At 67.9% G+C, this 16647-nt stretch carries 15 protein-coding genes; 6 read left to right on the top strand and 9 right to left on the bottom strand.

Annotation, left to right across the window (positions count from 1 at the left end; all coding sequences use genetic code 11):
• Nucleotides 1-39: 39 nt before the first annotated feature.
• Genes NV2_RS26040 through NV2_RS26020 form a run of 5 tightly spaced genes read right to left on the bottom strand, consistent with a single transcriptional unit; the run spans nucleotide 40 to nucleotide 6056 of the window.
• Nucleotides 40-1317, bottom strand: a complete 1278-nt coding sequence (locus NV2_RS26040) for an FAD-dependent oxidoreductase (RefSeq protein ID WP_067879920.1) — start codon at nucleotides 1315-1317, stop codon at nucleotides 40-42.
• A gap of 52 nt (nucleotides 1318-1369) precedes the next feature.
• Nucleotides 1370-2326: an alpha/beta fold hydrolase gene (locus NV2_RS26035; RefSeq protein ID WP_067879917.1), complete on the bottom strand. Its 957-nt coding sequence runs from the start codon at nucleotides 2324-2326 to the stop codon at nucleotides 1370-1372.
• A 2-nt stretch (nucleotides 2327-2328) separates the two neighbouring features.
• Nucleotides 2329-4335, bottom strand: a complete 2007-nt coding sequence (locus NV2_RS26030) for a S9 family peptidase (RefSeq protein WP_210749831.1) — start codon at nucleotides 4333-4335, stop codon at nucleotides 2329-2331.
• 42 nt (nucleotides 4336-4377) lie between these two features.
• Nucleotides 4378-5055, bottom strand: a complete 678-nt coding sequence (gene dhaL / locus NV2_RS26025) for a dihydroxyacetone kinase subunit DhaL (RefSeq protein ID WP_067879911.1) — start codon at nucleotides 5053-5055, stop codon at nucleotides 4378-4380.
• Nucleotides 5052-6056: a dihydroxyacetone kinase subunit DhaK gene (locus NV2_RS26020; protein ID WP_067880049.1), complete on the bottom strand. Its 1005-nt coding sequence runs from the start codon at nucleotides 6054-6056 to the stop codon at nucleotides 5052-5054. Before NV2_RS26020 ends, dhaL begins: the two co-directional genes overlap by 4 nt.
• A 210-nt stretch (nucleotides 6057-6266) precedes the next feature.
• On the opposite strand from NV2_RS26020, the gene NV2_RS26015 reads away from it, so the two are divergent.
• Nucleotides 6267-7022 (top strand): SDR family oxidoreductase, encoded by a 756-nt coding sequence (locus tag NV2_RS26015; protein ID WP_067879908.1) that lies wholly within the window; start codon nucleotides 6267-6269, stop codon nucleotides 7020-7022.
• Here NV2_RS26015 and NV2_RS26010 read toward each other — a convergent pair.
• Together NV2_RS26010 and NV2_RS26005 are read right to left on the bottom strand one after the other, a co-directional pair.
• A complete protein-coding gene (locus NV2_RS26010) occupies nucleotides 6914-8323 on the bottom strand; it encodes an MFS transporter (RefSeq protein WP_245662787.1) in 1410 nt (469 codons plus the stop codon). The two genes, NV2_RS26015 and NV2_RS26010, sit on opposite strands and share 109 nt — an antisense overlap.
• A 129-nt stretch (nucleotides 8324-8452) precedes the next feature.
• Nucleotides 8453-9211 carry an SDR family NAD(P)-dependent oxidoreductase gene (locus tag NV2_RS26005; RefSeq protein ID WP_067879905.1) on the bottom strand — a complete coding sequence of 253 codons (759 nt, stop codon included), beginning with the start codon at nucleotides 9209-9211 and terminating at the stop codon, nucleotides 8453-8455.
• Nucleotides 9212-9522: 311 nt separating this feature from the next.
• Between NV2_RS26005 and NV2_RS26000 the strand changes: the two genes are divergently transcribed.
• Complete coding sequence (locus tag NV2_RS26000) at nucleotides 9523-10020, top strand: SPW repeat protein (RefSeq protein WP_067879903.1); 498 nt, start codon at nucleotides 9523-9525, stop codon at nucleotides 10018-10020.
• A 70-nt stretch (nucleotides 10021-10090) separates the two neighbouring features.
• Here the strand turns inward: NV2_RS26000 and mug are convergent, their stop codons facing one another.
• Nucleotides 10091-10654 (bottom strand): G/U mismatch-specific DNA glycosylase, encoded by a 564-nt coding sequence (mug, locus tag NV2_RS25995; RefSeq protein ID WP_067879900.1) that lies wholly within the window; start codon nucleotides 10652-10654, stop codon nucleotides 10091-10093.
• Between the two features lie 92 nt (nucleotides 10655-10746).
• Nucleotides 10747-12210, bottom strand: coding sequence for an MFS transporter (locus tag NV2_RS25990; protein ID WP_084475472.1), 1464 nt, complete (start codon nucleotides 12208-12210; stop codon nucleotides 10747-10749).
• Between the two features lie 209 nt (nucleotides 12211-12419).
• On the opposite strand from NV2_RS25990, the gene ilvD reads away from it, so the two are divergent.
• The 4 genes from ilvD to NV2_RS32745 all read left to right on the top strand — a co-directional run bounded on the left by ilvD (nucleotide 12420) and on the right by NV2_RS32745 (nucleotide 16580).
• Nucleotides 12420-14111: a dihydroxy-acid dehydratase gene (gene ilvD, locus NV2_RS25985; RefSeq protein ID WP_067880044.1), complete on the top strand. Its 1692-nt coding sequence runs from the start codon at nucleotides 12420-12422 to the stop codon at nucleotides 14109-14111.
• Nucleotides 14112-14451: 340 nt separating this feature from the next.
• The gene (locus NV2_RS32750; protein WP_281198560.1) at nucleotides 14452-14580 is read left to right on the top strand and encodes a hypothetical protein; all 129 of its coding nucleotides are present in this window, start codon (nucleotides 14452-14454) and stop codon (nucleotides 14578-14580) included.
• Between the two features lie 189 nt (nucleotides 14581-14769).
• On the top strand, nucleotides 14770-15324 hold the full coding sequence (locus NV2_RS25980; RefSeq protein ID WP_067880041.1) for a GNAT family N-acetyltransferase: 555 nt from the start codon (nucleotides 14770-14772) through the stop codon (nucleotides 15322-15324).
• A gap of 107 nt (nucleotides 15325-15431) precedes the next feature.
• The gene (locus tag NV2_RS32745; RefSeq protein ID WP_067879897.1) at nucleotides 15432-16580 is read left to right on the top strand and encodes a PucR family transcriptional regulator; all 1149 of its coding nucleotides are present in this window, start codon (nucleotides 15432-15434) and stop codon (nucleotides 16578-16580) included.
• The last annotated feature ends 67 nt before the right edge of the window (nucleotides 16581-16647 follow it).

Here is a 16647-nt window from a genome sequence, read left to right as displayed (position 1 = left end):
GAATCAGGGCCTCGTCGTCGCGGCGAGGTTCCGAGCCGGCTAGCGGAGGGGGAAATCGGGGTGGCCGAGGGCGTGCAGAGCGCCGGCCACGACCTCGCGATCGGTGGCCCCGGCCAGCGCCCGCGCCTGAGCTCCACCGTTGAAACCCAGCAGCAGGGGGTGCCCGAAGACGGCATATCCGTTGAGCCACAGCGACCACAGGCCCGGTGCATCCGGGTCGCGCCACTCGATGAATTCGGGCTCGGGATCCCAGAACACGGAATCGAACTCCAGCCACAGCTTGTCCAGCAGCCCGGCGCCGAGTGCGGCGATCGCTTCCTGTTTGCCGTCGGGCAGCGGCGGGGAGAACTCGATCGCCGACGCTTTGAGCACGCCGATCGGCACCGTGAGTACCACCGCGTCGGCGTCGAGGTGCCCGCCGTCCGCCGTTCCGAGACGCACGCCGGTGGCGGTGTGCGAGACCGTGGCGACGACGGTGTTGGCCTGTACTGCCCGCCGGCCCTGCAGGTGCGCGATCAAGCGGTCGTATCCGTCGAGCAGCAACAGATCCGCCCCGGCCCCGCCGCCGAACCAGCCCTGATCGGCCGCGACCGCGAGTTCGGCGGGCTCGCAGCCGTATTCCTGCGCATAGGCGAGGTTCGTGGCGTACTGCACGGCGGCCGGCATCGGGTCGGGAAGCAGGGCCGACACGGCCGTGACATCCGGGTCCTCGACGTCGTCGAGGGCCTCGAGATACTCGTCGAGTTCGGCCATCGCGGCCTCGTCTCCTCCGACGATGTTGTCGTAGTCGACCTCGTATCCCCGCCCACCGCTGCGTCGCAACAGTGCCGCCATCGGATTACGTTCGGCACCGTGAATCCACGAGGCGCCCAATTCAACCGGCACTCCGGCGATTCGACGCGTCCAGACCCGTCCGCCGACGCGGCTGCGCGCCTCGACCACCTGCACGTCGAACCCGAACCGCTCCAGGGCGTGTGCACAGCCCAGACCCGCGAAACCGGCGCCCACCACCACGACCCGGGCGCCCGGCCGGGCGGTGCGGTGGATCTCGCGCGCCGCGCGCCGCCCGGATTCCAGCGCCCCACGTGTGGTGGCCGGCGCATCCACCGACGTCGCTTCGCCGGCGAAGAACACTCGTCCGTCCACCGGTTCGGCCAGCATCGTGCGCATATCCACACCCAGCCGACTCGGCGCCTGGAACGAGTAGGAACACAACGCGAACGGATCGGTCGACCACGATGTCCGCAGGAACGACACCGGCTCCGCTGCCGACGGGGGCCGGATCACGAGGTCGCGGCGGCGGCCCGCCGCGGACATCCGGGCGATGCGGGGCCGCCGTCGGGCAGGACCGCGAGGCCGGGCACGCGGCTCACCACGGAGGCAGTCCGTCCAGGAAGCCGAGCAGCTCCCGGTTCACCTCGTCGGGTTTTTCCTGTTGCAGCCAGTGACCGGCGCCGTCGATCACCACTTCGCGGTAGGCGCCCGACACCACCTCGGGGATCCGCTCGGGTGAGCTGGTCGCGAGAACCGGGTCGTCGCTGCCGCCGAGGAACAGCGTCGGCACCGCAATGGTTGCGGCCGGAGTCTGTTCGGTGAGTTCCCAGTTGCGATCGAAGTTCCGGTACCAGTTGAGCCCGCCGGTGAAGCCGGTGCGCGAGAACTCGTCGATGTAATGGTCGAGTTCGGACCGGGTGATCCAGCCCGGCAGCGCCTCGGGTTCGGGCAACCGATCGATGAAGCCGGCAGACCCGGGGGCACCCATCTGCGGCGCCGCGAAGGCACCACCGCCGAGACCGCCGATCATCCTGCGCATGGTGCGGGCCGGGTCGCCGTTCAATTCCGCATCGGCGAGGCCGGGTTCCTGGAAGTAGAGAATGTAGAAGAAGTTGTCCCCGAATTTCTTGCGCCAGATGCGAGTGGGGGGAGCCTGCGGGCGCGGCACGGGCCGCACGCTCAGCGTGACCACCCCGGCGACGCGGTGCGGGTGCAGCAGCGCGAAGTTCGTGACGACGGGGGAGCCCCAATCGTGCCCGACGAGCACGGCCCGCTCGGCGCCGACCGCGTCGAGCAGGCCGGCGATATCGCCGGTCAGTTCCACGATGTTGTAGTCCTCGACGGCCTCGGGCCGCGACGACCCGCCGTACCCGCGCTGGTCGGGGGCCAGGACGTGATAGCCCGCGGCAGCCAGGGCCGGGATCTGATGCCGCCACGAGTAGGCCAGTTCCGGAAAGCCGTGGGCCGCTACGACTACCGGCGCGTTCGCGTCGCCGGCTTCGGTGACCCGCAGCGACACACCGTTGGTCTCGACCATTCGTTCCGTTGCCATGATCACCCTCCCAGTGCCGCACCGATGGAGGCGGTGTCGAGGTTCTCGACCGCCACCGGTTCGATTCCTTCGCGGGCGGGTAGTTCGAATCCGAATACCTGCCCGTAGAAACTCAATTCGGAATCCAGAGCCTTCCGAATGTTCTCCGAACGTCGGAAGCCGTGCTGTTCCCCCTCGAAGAGGAGATACGCGACCGGGATCCGGCGCTCACGCAGTGCGTCGACGATCATCTGGGACTGGTTGGGTGGTACCACCGCGTCCTCGCTGCCCTGCAGCACGATCAGTGGGCTGCGGAATCGGTCGACGTGGTGGATCGGCGACCGTTCGCGGTAGCGCTCCCGTTCGGCCGGATATTCCCCGACCAGGCCGTCCAGATACCGGCTCTCGAATTTGTGCGTCTCGGCGGCGAGCGCCTCGAGGTCGGCGACGCCGAAATGATCGGCGCCCGCCGCGAACGGGGTGTCCGTTCGGGTCAGCGCGGTGAGTGTGGTGTAGCCGCCGGCCGAACCGCCGCGGATGGCGAGCCGCTGCGGGTCGACCCGGCCGGTGTCCGCGAGCCACCGCGCCGCGGCGATACAGTCGGCCACGTCCACCACGCCCCAGGATCCACGCAGCAACGTCCGGTAGCTGCGGCCGTAGCCGGTGGAACCGCCGTAATTTACGTCCACGACCGCGATTCCGCGGCTGGTCCAGTACTGAGTGCTCGAGGCGAGTACTGGGATCGCCTGTGAGGTGGGACCACCGTGGATCACGACCAGCAGTGGTGGTAGTTCCCCGTCGGGAGCGCGGTATCGGGAGTTCGCGGGTGGATAGAACAGCGCATGCGCGGTGCGCGTTGCTCCGGTGTCGTCGGTCGACGGGAACGAGATCGGCTCGGGCACCGAGATGTCGGCCTCGTCGATCTCCGAATCGCGTGCCGCGCGCAGGGTGTCGATGTCGATGTCGATGCCGGGACCGTTGCCGAATCCGAGGCGATAGACACCGAATTCGGTGGTGGGCGTGCCCGCTACCACGACCACCGAGTTCTCGTCGGCACGCTCGACCGCGGCGATCGCCGAGAACGGGACGTCCAGATCACGGACCGATCCGTCCGGCAGGCGCAGGGCCAGTCCGTCGTAACCATCACGCCACCGCGCGAACACGATGCCCCGATCGCCGAGTACGGCATAGCGCGCGGAGCCCAGCTGCCAGGCGGGAACACCGATTTCGGCATCCACCTCGATGACGGTCTCGATGTCGCCGCCCGGTGTCCAGCGATAGAGGTTCCACCAGCCGTTGCGGTCGGACAGGAACAACAGGGAGCCGTCGTCGCACCAGCGCGGTTCCTGCACCGATTCGCCCGGCCCGCCCGCGACGACGGTCTCCGTGCCGTCGGCGAGATCACGAACCCGCAGCACCGTGTCGTCCCACGGCATCGACGGATGGTCCCACGTGATCACGGCCAGCCGGGCGCCGTCCGGACTCGGGCGCGGTGCGACCGCGAAATCCGAGCTGTCGACGAGAACTTCGGGTTCCGACTGCCGGTCGGCGGACAAGCGCACGATCTCGTTGCGCACATCGATCGCACCCCGTCCGCCGGCCGGATGGCGCTCCCGGATCGCCACGAGGGTGCCGTCCGGACCGAATGCGCCGTCGGCGTAACGATCCCCGCGCGCCACGGCGGGTGCGCCGGTGAGCGCGACCGGTGCACCCCCGGGCTCGATCCGGTACAGCCGCTGATCGGCCCAGTCGACGAAATACAGCACCCCGTCGCGCACCCACCATGCGGCGCCACCGTATTCGTGCACCGCAGTACGCGCGTTCATCCCCTCCGGCAACAGGTCGGTACGGGTTCCGTCGGGAGTGCGGCGCACGATCTGGGTCCGGCCTCCTTCGGCCGGACGGCCTTCCGACCAGTACACGTCGACCCCGTCCACCCGCACCTCACCGAGACGCACCGCGGCGCTGACGACATGTGCGGACGTGGTGGAAGTCGGCCAGGACCCGAAGGGTAACTCGGTGATCGTCACCTCGCCCAGGCTAGTTGTTCCCGGCAGTACTCGCCGCGGGCGTCACGTGTCGTCGCGGGCCGGTGCCGCACGAGCTGCCGCCTCGAGCAGGCGGGTACGTTCCCGTGCGGTCGTCTCCGGTGCGGTGATCGGCTCCGCCAGGACACACAACAGCAGCGCCATACCGATCGCGCCCGGGTCGGGGTGCCCGACTGCACGCTCGGCGAGGTAGCTGGCGCGGCCGCGGCGTGCCCGCAGGGAGGACGTGGACAACGCCCCCTCCACTGCGGAGTTCACCAGCGCGGCATGATCGTCGCGGTCCGTGGCGGCCGTCTCGACGGCGGGTGCCAGCGCATCGACCATGGTCCGGTCACCGACCTGCGCCTCACCGACGCGCTCGATGGCGGCGAGTCCGTCGGCGAGGCCGAGCCGTAGTGCGTCGGCATAGGTATCCGACTGTGCCGCTCGGACACCGAGTGCCTGGAACAGCAATCCGAACAGAGGGCCACTCGTCCCGCCGACCTCGTCGAGGAACACCGCGCGCACCGCGTCCCACGGGGACGGGGAGTCCGGCCCGGACAGCCGCTGGGTGACCTCGGTGAAGCCGTCCCGGAGGTTGACCCCGAAGTCCCCGTCACCGGCGATCTCGTCCAGTGCGGTCAACACCGGCTCCGCCGACACGAACGCCTCGTGCAGCCGAGGGACGGTGGCGTCGAGAGTTGTCGTTGCCGCGCTGGTCATCGTCGCTGGTCCTTCCATGCGGGTGCGCCGGTCGGGGCCTGCCAGAGCTCGAGCAGGCCGTCGGTGAGGCGGGTCAGGGTGATCGAGAAACCGCTCATGTCCAGTGCCGCGACGAACGTGCCGAACTCCACCGCCGCGATCTCGTGACCCAGGTCGGTGAGCCGGCGCGCGGCGAGTTCGAGCACCGTGCAGAGCTCGAGATCGGTGGTCGCACCGAGCCCGTTGACCAACAGTAACAACGGGTCTCGGTTGCCGGCGGGGAGCGAGCCGAGGATATCGGTGACCATGCGCTCGACGAGTTCGGTGAGCGGCGGCCGCGCGATCGATGCGGCGGCGCGTTCACCGTGGATACCCACCCCGTATTCGAGCTGACCGGGTTCGAGTTCGAAGGTTCGCGTCCCGGTGTGCGGTGAGGTCAGCGCCGCGGAGGCCACCGCGATGCTGCGGCTGCGCGCGGCCACGTCGCGGCCCAGCGCGGTGAGTGAGTTCAGGTCGTCACCGCGGTCGGCGGCAGCGCCGAGAAGCTTCTCCACGACGATGGTTGCGGCCGTGCCACGCCGGCCGGTCGCGGTCGCGTCGGATTCGGTGGCGACATCGTCGTCGACGAGCACCCGGGCGACCTCGATCCCGTCGGCGGCGAGCCGTTCGGCCGCGATGCCGAAGTTGATCTTGTCTCCGGTGTAGTTCTTCACGATGTGCAGTACCCCGCCGTCGCGAGCGACGGCCTTACTCGCCTCGTAGACCTGTCGATTGTGCGGCGAAGCGAAGATCTTCCCCGGCACGGCGGCATCCAGCATCCCCGGACCGACGAATCCGGCATGCATCGGTTCGTGACCGGATCCGCCACCGGAGACGAGGGCGACCCGCCGCGCCGCGGCGCCGCGATCGTGCTGCAGGAACAGCGGATCCGTACTGAGCCGGATCCACGGGTGCCGGCGCACGAAACCCCGCAGTGACACTGCCGGTTCCTGACCCGCTTCGAGTAAGAACAGTGCGGACACGAACATCCTCCTCGTCGATCGACTGGCTGGTGTCGAGTATCCCGGCCCGATCGGCCGACGCCGTCCGGACGTGAGATCTCGTTTCGGCGAAGAACCTGGTTCGTGCTCCCGGTTCGGTCCGCGCGTACCGCGCCCGAGCATAAGCTTCGCCGGGGACGTGGCCTCCACAATTCATCTCGGGACAATTCATCTCGGAAGGAAGGTGCGGTTATGAAGGTAGTCGTCATCGGGGGAACCGGGCTGATCGGTTCGACGGTTGTCGGGCGGCTGGGAGAGCAGGGCCACGAAACCGTGGCCGCGTCGCCCAGGACGGGGGTGAACTCCCTGACCGGCGACGGGCTCGACGCCGCGGTGCGCGGTGCGGCCGTCGTCGTGGACGTCTCGAATTCGCCTTCGTTCGCCGACGACGATGTCATGGACTTCTTCCGGACCTCCACCACGAACCTGCTCACCGCGTCAGAGAAGGCCGGCGTCGGTCATTACGTCGCCTTGTCGGTGGTAGGGACCGGCCGGTTGCCGGAATCGGGGTACCTGCGGGCCAAGCTCGCACAGGAGCAGCTGATCGAGGGATCGACCCTGCCGTACTCGATCGTGCACGCGACCCAATTCTTCGAGTTCGCCTCCGGTATCGCCGACTCGGCAACCGTCGACGGCGCGGTGCGGCTGCCGAACGCGGGAGTGCAGCCGATGGCGGCTCGGGAGGTGGCTGCGGTGGTCGCCCGGACCGCAGCCGCCGCGGCCGCCGGCGGTGGTATCGAGATCGGCGGGCCGGAGGTGTTCGGGATGGACGAGTGGATCCGCACGGCGCTCACCGCGCAGTCGGATCCGCGCCCGGTCGTCGCCGACCCGCAGGCACGCTATTTCGGCGCGGTCCCGGGCCCCGACAGTCTGCTTCCCGGTGCGCAGGCGGAGCGATCGGCCGAAACCTTGACGCAGTGGCTGGCCGCGCGGGTCTCGGACAATTGATTCTCGGGCGCCGGGTGCGGCTGCGCCGGCGCCGGACGGACCTCGCGGGGCACGAACGACACTCCGGCGCGTGAGATGCGCAGGCGCAGTCCGGCCGTGCGAGCGAGGATCAGCCCGACCAGTGCCGCGGATGCCGCGGACACCGCACCACAGGCGAACAGCCCGATCCGGGGGCCGAATTCTTCGGTGACCCACCCCACGACCGGTCCGCCGATCGGCGTCCCTCCGGTGAACACCATCATGTACAGCGACATCACCCGCCCGCGCATGGACGGGTCCGTCTCCAGTTGCACCATCGAATTGCCGGTGGTGTTGAAGGTGAGTCCGAGCAGGCCGACGACGGTGAGCAGCGCCGCGAACAGCCAGTAGTTCGGTGCGAAGGCGGTGACCGCCTCCAGCAGCCCGAACGCTATGGCGGTACCGACCAGCATCCGCAGTCGCACCCGGCCGCGACGGCTCGCCAGCAGGGCGCCGGCCAGCGAGCCCGCGGCCAGCGCGGTGTTGAGCAGGCCGTATTTTCCGGCGTCGACATAGAAGACGTGATAGGCGAAACCGGACAATACGGTGGGAAAGTTGTACCCGAAGGTGCCGATGAAACCGACCATGACGATGGGCCAGAGCAGCTGCGGATGGGATCTGACGTAGCGCAGCCCCTCGCGCAGCTGGCCCTTCTGTCGCGGCAGGCGCGGCACCGGCTGCAACTCCGACTTCCGCATGGCGAGCAGCCCGCCGATGACGGCGACGAAGGAGCAGGCGTTGATGAGGAAGGCCCAGCCGGACCCGACCGCGGCGATGAGCACGCCGGCGACTGCCGGTCCGATGAGCCGTGCGGCCTGGAAATTCGCGGAATTCAGGCTGACTGCGTTGCGGAGTTGTTGCCGGCCGACCATTTCCGGGACGAAGGACTGGCGGGTCGGGTTGTCCACCACGGTCACCATGCCCAGCAGCAGTGCCAGCAGGTACACATGCCAGGCCGCGACAGCGCCGGTGAGCGCGAGGACACCGAGCACGGCCGCGAGCACTCCCATGGCCGCCTGCGTGATGACCAGCAGTTCACGCTTCGGGAAGCGGTCGGCGATGACGCCACCGTAGAGGCCGAACAACAGCATTGGCAGGAACTGCATGGCGGTGGTGATACCGACGGCGAAGGCACTGCCGGTGAGAGTGAGTACCAGCCAGTCCTGTGCGATCCGCTGCATCCAGGTGCCGGTGTTGGACACCACCTGGCCGGCGAAGTAGTAGCGGTAGTTGCGGACGGACAGCGAGGAGAACATGCCGCCGGTTCCGGATCGTTCGGTCACCACGGACGCTGGTGCTGAACGTTCGGGGGCGAATGATCCACATTGATTAGCCTAGCTAATCAAAACCGTGCGTGCTGCCACGCAGGTCACAGCCTCGAGATCGTATCGGCGGCCGCGGTGGCCGGCCGCTCAGGACAGTGCCTCGATATGGGTGCGCAGGTTCGGGTACCGCTTCAGGTGGGCGCCGCCGTTGATGTCGAGTACCTCGCCGGTAATCCAGGCCGCCTGATCCGAGCACAGATACAGGGCGGCGGCGATCTCCTCGGGTAGCCCGGCGCGTCCGAGTGGGGTGTTGTCGACATAGTCCTCCGTGACGCCCGGGATGGCCTGGATCGCCTCGGTGAGCGGAGTGATGACCAGGCCCGGTGCGATCGCGTTGACCCGGATCCCGCGCGGGGCCAGTTCCAGCGCGGCCACCTGGGTCAGCATCGACAGACCGGCCTTGGCCGCACAGTAGGCGGACAGTCCCTCGCCCGGCTGCCGCCCGTTCAGCGACGAGAGCGACACCAGCGCACCACCGTCGGCCACTACCCGTCCGGCGTGTTTCAACACGATGAAGGCACCGACCAGGTTGATGTCGACCACGCGGCGGAACTCCTGGACGTCGTGGTCGACGATCGGCGACCAGCTGCTCAGTCCGGCCGTGTTGACCACCGCGTGGACCGCACCCGCTCGCTCTCGGACCGACTCGAACAGCGCCTGCACCGCGGATTCGTCGGTGACGTCCACGGTGTGGGCGGAGCCCCCGATCTCGGCCGCGACGCCCTGCGCGCCGGCGCCGTCGCGATCGGCCACCGTTACCAGATATCCGTCGGAGGCCAGGGCGTGCGCGATGGCCTTGCCGAGCCCCGATGCTCCGCCGATCACCACGGCTACTCGATCGTTCATGTCGTACCTTCCTGAAATACCTAGTGGGCAACACTTTTCGGTGACGGCCGAGAAGTGGATCCAGTGTCGCACCGCGTCCGGGGAAACTCCGGGCGTCGTACCCGAGCGTCCCGCAGGGCGGGAGTACGTCGACGCGGTGCGCGGCCGCCGGTAGCCGGATCATCCGACATCCGGCCGTGCGCGAAACATGACGAAAACGCCTCTCGACTGTGACTTTCCGCGCCCGCCGATCGTCCGAAGATGGGGGTGTAGGTCGTTGCCCTGCCGGGCAGGGCGAGGAGGTTGATAACAACAGAAAGAAGGTGTTTGTCATGGCGAATGTGTCGCGACACCTGGATTTCACCGATCATCCGGACGCTGTGGAGATCCGGGAGCGGCACGACCGGATCCTGGCCGCGCCGCAAGCGGTCGCGGTCGACGGTCTGCTGATGCTGGCCGGCCTGTATCTGGTGATCTCACCGTGGGTGGTCGCCACGTTCCCCGTCGCCGGGGCAGCCGGCGGTTTGTCGAGATTGGCAGTGATCAATCTGATCGTCGGTATCGCGGTCGCCGGTGTCGGTCTGGCGCTCGTCGTGGCGCCCGAACGATGCCATCGGCTGAGCTGGACACTGGTGCCGATGGGGATCTGGATGCTGCTCACGCCATGGGTCGTGGGCCCCTCCACCGCAGCGGTGATCTGGAACAACGAATGGACCGGCGGCATCATCACCGCACTCGGTCTCGTCGCTACCGGCATGCTGGCTGCCGGAATGCGGAAGCGGCGCACCACCGCTCCCACTCGTGTCGAGCGTGACATGGTCGCCGGCTGACCGAATCCGAACTCGTGCCCCGTGCCGGAATCCGGTACGGGGCACTCTGCGGGGGTGACACCGGCCGGGGTCATTCGGCCGCGGTTGCCTCCCGCAGCTTCGCGAACTCGGCGGCCAGCGCATCCAGCGTGTAGTGCGCGTTGAGACCGCTGGGATTGGGCAGCACCCAGATCTCTGTCGCGCCGATGGTGTCGGATTGCCGTCCGACCGTGGTTCGTTTGTGCCCGAAAGCGGTGCGGTAGGCGCCCAATCCGAGGACGGCGAGCGCTCGGGGCCGCAGTCGCCGCACCTTCTCGCGGAGCACCACGCCGCCGTCACGCAATTCCTGCGGGGTGAGCTGGTCCGCCTTCGCGGTGGTGCGGGTGGCGACGTTGGTGATACCCAGCCCGAGTGCGAGTAGTTCCTCCCGCTCGTCGGGGCGCAACACTCGCGAGGTGAACCCGGACCGGTACAGGGCGGGCCAGAATCGGTTTCCGGGTCCGGCGAAGTGGTTGCCGGTGGCACCCGACCACAGTCCCGGATTGATTCCGCAGAACAACACCCGCAGATCCGGTGCCAGCAGGTCGGGAACCGTCCGGTCCGCCGCGGCGGCCAGATCTTCCGGTGCGGGGCGTTGCCCGGTGGAACGTGCCATCCGGCCAGTCTGCCCGAGACCTGCGCCAATCCGTCCGCACGGATGGGGGCCGCCCCGGTGGCCGGACCTCCGGTGGGAGGCCCGGCCACATCTCACGCCTGCGTCGACACCGTGGTGTTCCGATAGACACTGCCGCGCCGGATCATCAGCGTCAGAACGAGAGTCAGGACCGTACCAACGAGCATGATCGCGGCGACCGCCTGCAGTCCGCCGAAACTGCTGACGCCCGCGACTGCGGTCGCGGTCAGCACCGCCCCGGCGATCGAGGTGCCGATGCCCTGTCCGCCGGTGCGGATGACCGCGTTGATTCCGGAGACCTCACTGGTGTTTTCGACATCCACCGATTCGACGATGAGGTTCGGCAGTGCCGTATAGGCGAACGATGCGGCGATCGAGGCGCAGACCACCGCGAAGAACATGCCGATCGTCGAGTGATGGACGAAGAGGATGAGCACGGAGTAGACACCGAAGACCAGCACGCCGATGAGCAGCGATATCCGAGCACCCACGGTACGGGCGAACCAGCCGCTCACCGGAGTGAAGACGAAACCGAACATGGCGCCGATCAAGGTCAGCAAACCGGCATCGGTCGGGGAGAGGCCGACGCCGAACGGCATATCCGAGGGGTACTGCAGGATCAGCGAGTTGATCATGGTGCTGATGCCGAACGGGCCCGCTGCCAGCGTCACCGTGGCGAGCATCGTCAACGCGAGATGGCGATCGGTCAGGATCCGCACGTTGATGATCGGATCGTCGACCCGCAGCTCCCAGCGCACCCACAGCACCAGCACGACCGCTCCGGCCACGATCAAGCCGAGGGTCTTGGCGTCCAGGAAGCCCCAATCGCTGATCTTGTTGATACCCAACAGGATTGCCGCAATGGCCGGTGCGAAGGCGAGGGTGCCGACATAGTCGATCCGCTGGGTGCTGCCGGTGGGTGGGCGCCACGGCAGCACGAACAGCACCAGCGCGAGCATGCATGCGGCGTAGATCGCTGCGACGATGAAGATCATGTGCCAGCTGGCGTGGTCGATCATCAGACCGGCGATGTAGGTCGCTGCGGCACCCGCGGCGATCGCCGCACCGGAGATGACCGCGACTGCGACCGGAATCTTCTCCCTCGGCAGGTGCTCGCGAGCCAGGCCCACACACAACGGAAGAATGGCGCCGGCCACACCCTGAACGGCGCGACCGAGAATGAGGGCGCCGATACTGTCGCCGAGTGCGCTGATGAGCGAACCGATGATGGTCGCCGCGAGAATCACGACCAGGACCCGTTCGCGACCGTACATATCGCCGATGCGTCCGCACACCGCCGCGGCGGCGGCCGCGACCAGCAGAAATGCTGTGACCGACCAGCCGACCGTGCCGGCATCGCTGTGCAGGTCCCGGATGATCGTGGGAATCGCGGCGTAGACCATCGACGTTTCGAATGCGCTGATGATCTCGACCAGTACCAGGATGGTGAGGATCGTCCACGCGGCCCGCCTTCTGCGGAAGCGCCGGGGTGTGGCGGCCGCATCGGCCGTGTCCACAGGGTCGGGGAGTGTCGTCATCGAGTTCCTCCAGAAAACTGTCGTGAAACGGAGGTGAGCTCCGTCACGTCGGCAGAAACTACAGTGATGCGCCGCACAGCCGGGGGTCGCTCCTGCTGTGCGGGATTATTGCTGCGGCAGCGGTAGCCGCGCAGGAAGCTCGAGCGATGGGTGCCGCGCCGGACGCGTATTCGGCGTTCACCAGCTGGTATCGGCCGTACGCTGGCGCTATGACACAGGACCGGGACGAGTCGATAGATATCAAACCTCGCTCGCGCGATGTCACCGATGGGGTGGAGCGGACCGCCGCGCGTGGCATGCTCCGTGCGGTCGGCATGGGCGACGACGACTGGGCCAAGCCGCAGATCGGTGTCGCCTCCAGCTGGAACGAGATCACGCCGTGCAACCTCTCGCTCGACCGGCTGGCGAAGGCCGTCAAGGAAGGCGTGCACGCGGGTGGCGGGTATCCCCTCGAGTTCGGCACCATCTCGGTCTCCGACGGCATCTCGATGGGCCATGAGGGTATGCACTTTTCGCTGGTCAGCCGCGAGGTCATCGCCGACTCCGTCGAAACCGTGATGATGGCCGAACGGCTGGACGGTTCGGTCCTGCTCGCCGGGTGCGACAAGAGCCTGCCGGGCATGTTGATGGCGGCGGCCCGCCTCGATCTGTCGAGCGTGTTCCTCTACGCCGGCTCGACCCTGCCGGGAAATGTCGACGGCAAGGATGTGACGATCATCGACGCCTTCGAAGCGGTCGGCGCCTGTATGAAGGGGCTGATCAGCCGGGACGATGTCGACCGCATCGAGCGTGCGATCTGTCCGGGGGAGGGGGCCTGCGGTGGGATGTACACCGCCAACACGATGGCCTCGGCCGCCGAGGCGCTGGGGATGAGCCTGCCGGGCTCGGCCGCCCCGCCGGCTCCCGATCGTCGCCGCGACGAGTATGCGCGCAGATCCGGCGAGGCGGTGGTCGGGTTGCTCCGGCGCGGTATCACCGCACGCGACATTCTGACGCTGGAGGCATTCGAGAACGCCATCACGGTCGTGATGGCGCTCGGTGGCTCCACCAACGCGGTGCTGCATCTGCTGGCCATCGCCCGGGAGGCCGGAGTGGATCTCACCCTCGCCGATTTCAATCGGGTCGGGGACAAGGTCCCGCATCTGGGTGATCTCAAGCCCTTCGGTCGTTATGTCATGAACGATGTCGACCGGATCGGCGGTATCCCGGTGGTGATGAAGGCGCTGCTCGATGCGGAACTGCTGCACGGCGACGTGCTGACGGTGACCGGCAGAACCATGGCCGAGAACCTGGCCGATCTCGACACGGTCCTCGATGGTGAGGTGATCCGGACCCTCGATCGTCCGATCCACCGCACCGGCGGCCTCACGATCCTGCACGGCTCGCTGGCCCCCGAGGGGGCGGTGGTCAAGACTGCAGGATTCGATTCCGACGTCTTCCGGGGGACGGCGCGGGTCTTCGATGGGGAGCGCGCGGCGATGGATGCGCTCACCGACGGCACCATCGCGGCCGGCGATGTGGTCGTGATCCGGTACGAGGGGCCCAAGGGCGGGCCCGGCATGCGAGAAATGCTCGCGATCACCGGCGCAATCAAGGGGGCCGGCTTGGGTAAGGATGTCTTGCTGCTCACCGACGGCCGGTTCTCCGGCGGCACCACCGGCCTGTGTGTCGGTCATATCGCCCCCGAGGCGGTCGACGGCGGGCCGATCGCCTTCGTCCGGGACGGTGATCCGATCGTGCTGGACGTTGCGAACCGCAGCCTCGACGTCGAGATCGACGAGGCGGACCTCGGTGCGCGCACCCAGGGCTGGGCGCCGCCCCCGCCGACCTACACCTCCGGTGTGCTGGCCAAGTACCGCAAACTCGTCAGCTCTGCTGCCGATGGTGCCGTGACCGGCTGAACGTGCCGGCCGACCGTTCGGTTCCCGCCTCGGAAGTGGCCGCCTTACCCAACGCGACGGCGCGCCACACATTTTCGTGCTAAAAAGGAGGTGCGGTTCGTCCTCGCACCGCGAGGACGCCCCGCTGCGGGCTCGACGCCCGTCGCCCTCGGCTTCGGCTGGAGATTCCGCGACGACGAGTGCCGAACCACTGTTGCTTTCATCCGCCTACGTCCCTGTGACACCGGCACCGTGCCAGTGGTTGTGCGGTCGTCGCGCGGGGGTCCATCGGCCGAATGCTGATGAGGTAGTTCGATTGTCGAGGCCGATGCGTTCACGATGAGGGACGAGGTGCCGAAGAATGAACGAAGCCGAGATCATGAATTCCGAGCAGTTCGAACAGGACGCCATGCTGGTGAACTGGCCCGAGCACAGCCCATTGGAGTCCTGGTGGGTCGAGGTCATGAATCACGAGGTTCCGCTGCGGTAGGTACGCTTGGCCTGGGGGTCCGGATCACCGAGTGCGGTCCGGGTGCGGCGGAAGCCGATGCGATACCACGGCTGTATTGCCGCATGGAATCGGCTGCGGCAGTGCATGATCGAGATCTCGCCGCAGCTGTCGCGACCGGATGGTGAATGACGCGTATCCGGACGAGCATACCTCTGGCAAACTGTGCTGATGGATGTCGATGTGGTGATCGTGCCGATGGGGTTGGGCCATCTGCGCCAGGTACTGGATCTGGGGCACGCGGTATTCGACACCACCGCCAAGCCCTACACCTCCTGGTCGCTGACCTCGGTGGCCGAACATCTCGACTCGGCCGACGAGGCATGCTGGGTGGCACTCGACTCGGATCGGGTGGTGGGATTCGTCCTCGGTTCGATGGAATTCGAGCTGCGCGACGACTGGGGGTATCTGGAGTGGATCGCGGTGGCACCGGATTTGCAGGGGCACGGGATCGCGCAACGGTTGGTCGAGGTGTGCGCACAGGCGTTGTTCGCACGCGGAGCGCGGCGCATCGTCACCGATGTGGAGCAGAGTAATACCGCCTCCGCGACCCTGATGACCCGCAGTGGTTTCACCCCCGCGACCTCGGTCACGCTGTTCATGCTGACCAATCCCGCCGAACCACCGGCGGATTCGGAGGCGCCGCTGCCACCGGTCCCACCCGGCACCAAACGCGCCCTGATCCGGCGGGGACGTCTGGCCGGGGACAACCGGCCGCCACGCTGAACCGGACCGCCCGCGCTGAGGCCCCGGCGCCCGCTGCACCCATCCGAGTGGTGACACCCGCCGATGCGTGACCCGGCGGGTGCGATGCGGCGGTATCGTCGGTCGGTGTGAGCGACGGCACCGGGTCGACGCATCCACGGTTGCGGAGTTCCGCGATCGGGGACCCGGTCGCGTTCGCCGAGCACATCCGCGCCCGCCTGCAGAGCGAGATCCCGGCGTACCGGGGGATCGCCACCGAATCCCTGGTGCCCTCGATCGCCGGTGCCCTCGAAAGCCTGATCGGTGCCACGGTGGGCGACCGGCCGCTCGACGAGCCGGAACTGACGCGGTTCCGTGAATACGGTGCGTTGCGCGCCGAATGGGGTGTGTCCCTCGATGCGATGTTGCGTGGCTGGCAGATCGTCGTGGGGGAGACGATCGAACGGATCGGCACGTCCCAGGACTGGGCGACGCGCCCCGGCGCGGCATTGATCTCGGTGCTCGGGTCGTTGCTGCGCGCCTCGGACGCGGCGACGGTCGCCTACAGCTCCGGCCACCGGGAAGCGGAGTCCCAGATCAACCGGCGACTGGACAACCGTCGCGACGAGATGGTGCGAGCGCTCGCCGAGGGCAGCCTCCCGGCCGGGGAGCTGCGGCGCCGCGCACAGTACATCGGTCTGCGCCTGGACGGATCGTATGCGGCATTCCGGGCGATCACCGCCGAGCCGGAACACACCGAATGGGAACTACGCCAGCGTCCCGGATTCCGTCCACCACACGGCGTGGTCGCCCTGCTGGACGGCGACGTGGTGGGTGCCTGCGACCCGCGGGACGCGGCGCCGCCACCGCCCGGGGTCTACCTCGGCATCGGTCCCGAATGCCCGCTCGAGCGCATGCCGCATTCACTGCACATCGCAGGGCGGGTGGCCGACACTGCTCGCCTGTTCGGCAAGCCGGGCCGCCATACTCTCATCGACCTGGGGGTACTGCCGGCGGTTGTCGGTGACAGCGATATCGGCGCTGCCGTGGTGGCGCGGTACATCACCCCCATCCATACCGCGGAGGCCGGTGCGATCCTCGCGACCGTGGACGCCTATCTGGCGGCGGGCCTGAATGCGAGCGAGACCGGGCATCGCCTGTATCTGCATCACAACACCGTGCGCTACCGGTTGTCGCGTTTCGAGGAACTCACCGGTGCCTCGTTGAAGGATCCGCATGTCGCGCAGCAGGTGTGGTGGGCGCTGCGCTATCGCGAACTCGATGCCGACGGATCGTGAACGGCGATAGTGACAAGCGCTGAGGGCCAGGCTTTGTGAACTATTACGAAACTTCGCGCCCTTGCCG

It is taken from the genome of Nocardia vermiculata NBRC 100427, assembly GCF_001613265.1.
In the GTDB taxonomy this organism is placed as follows: Bacteria; Actinomycetota; Actinomycetes; order Mycobacteriales; family Mycobacteriaceae; genus Nocardia; species Nocardia vermiculata.
The sequence above is the reverse complement of the archived record's forward strand: the minus strand, read 5'-3'. Positions and strand labels throughout refer to the sequence as shown.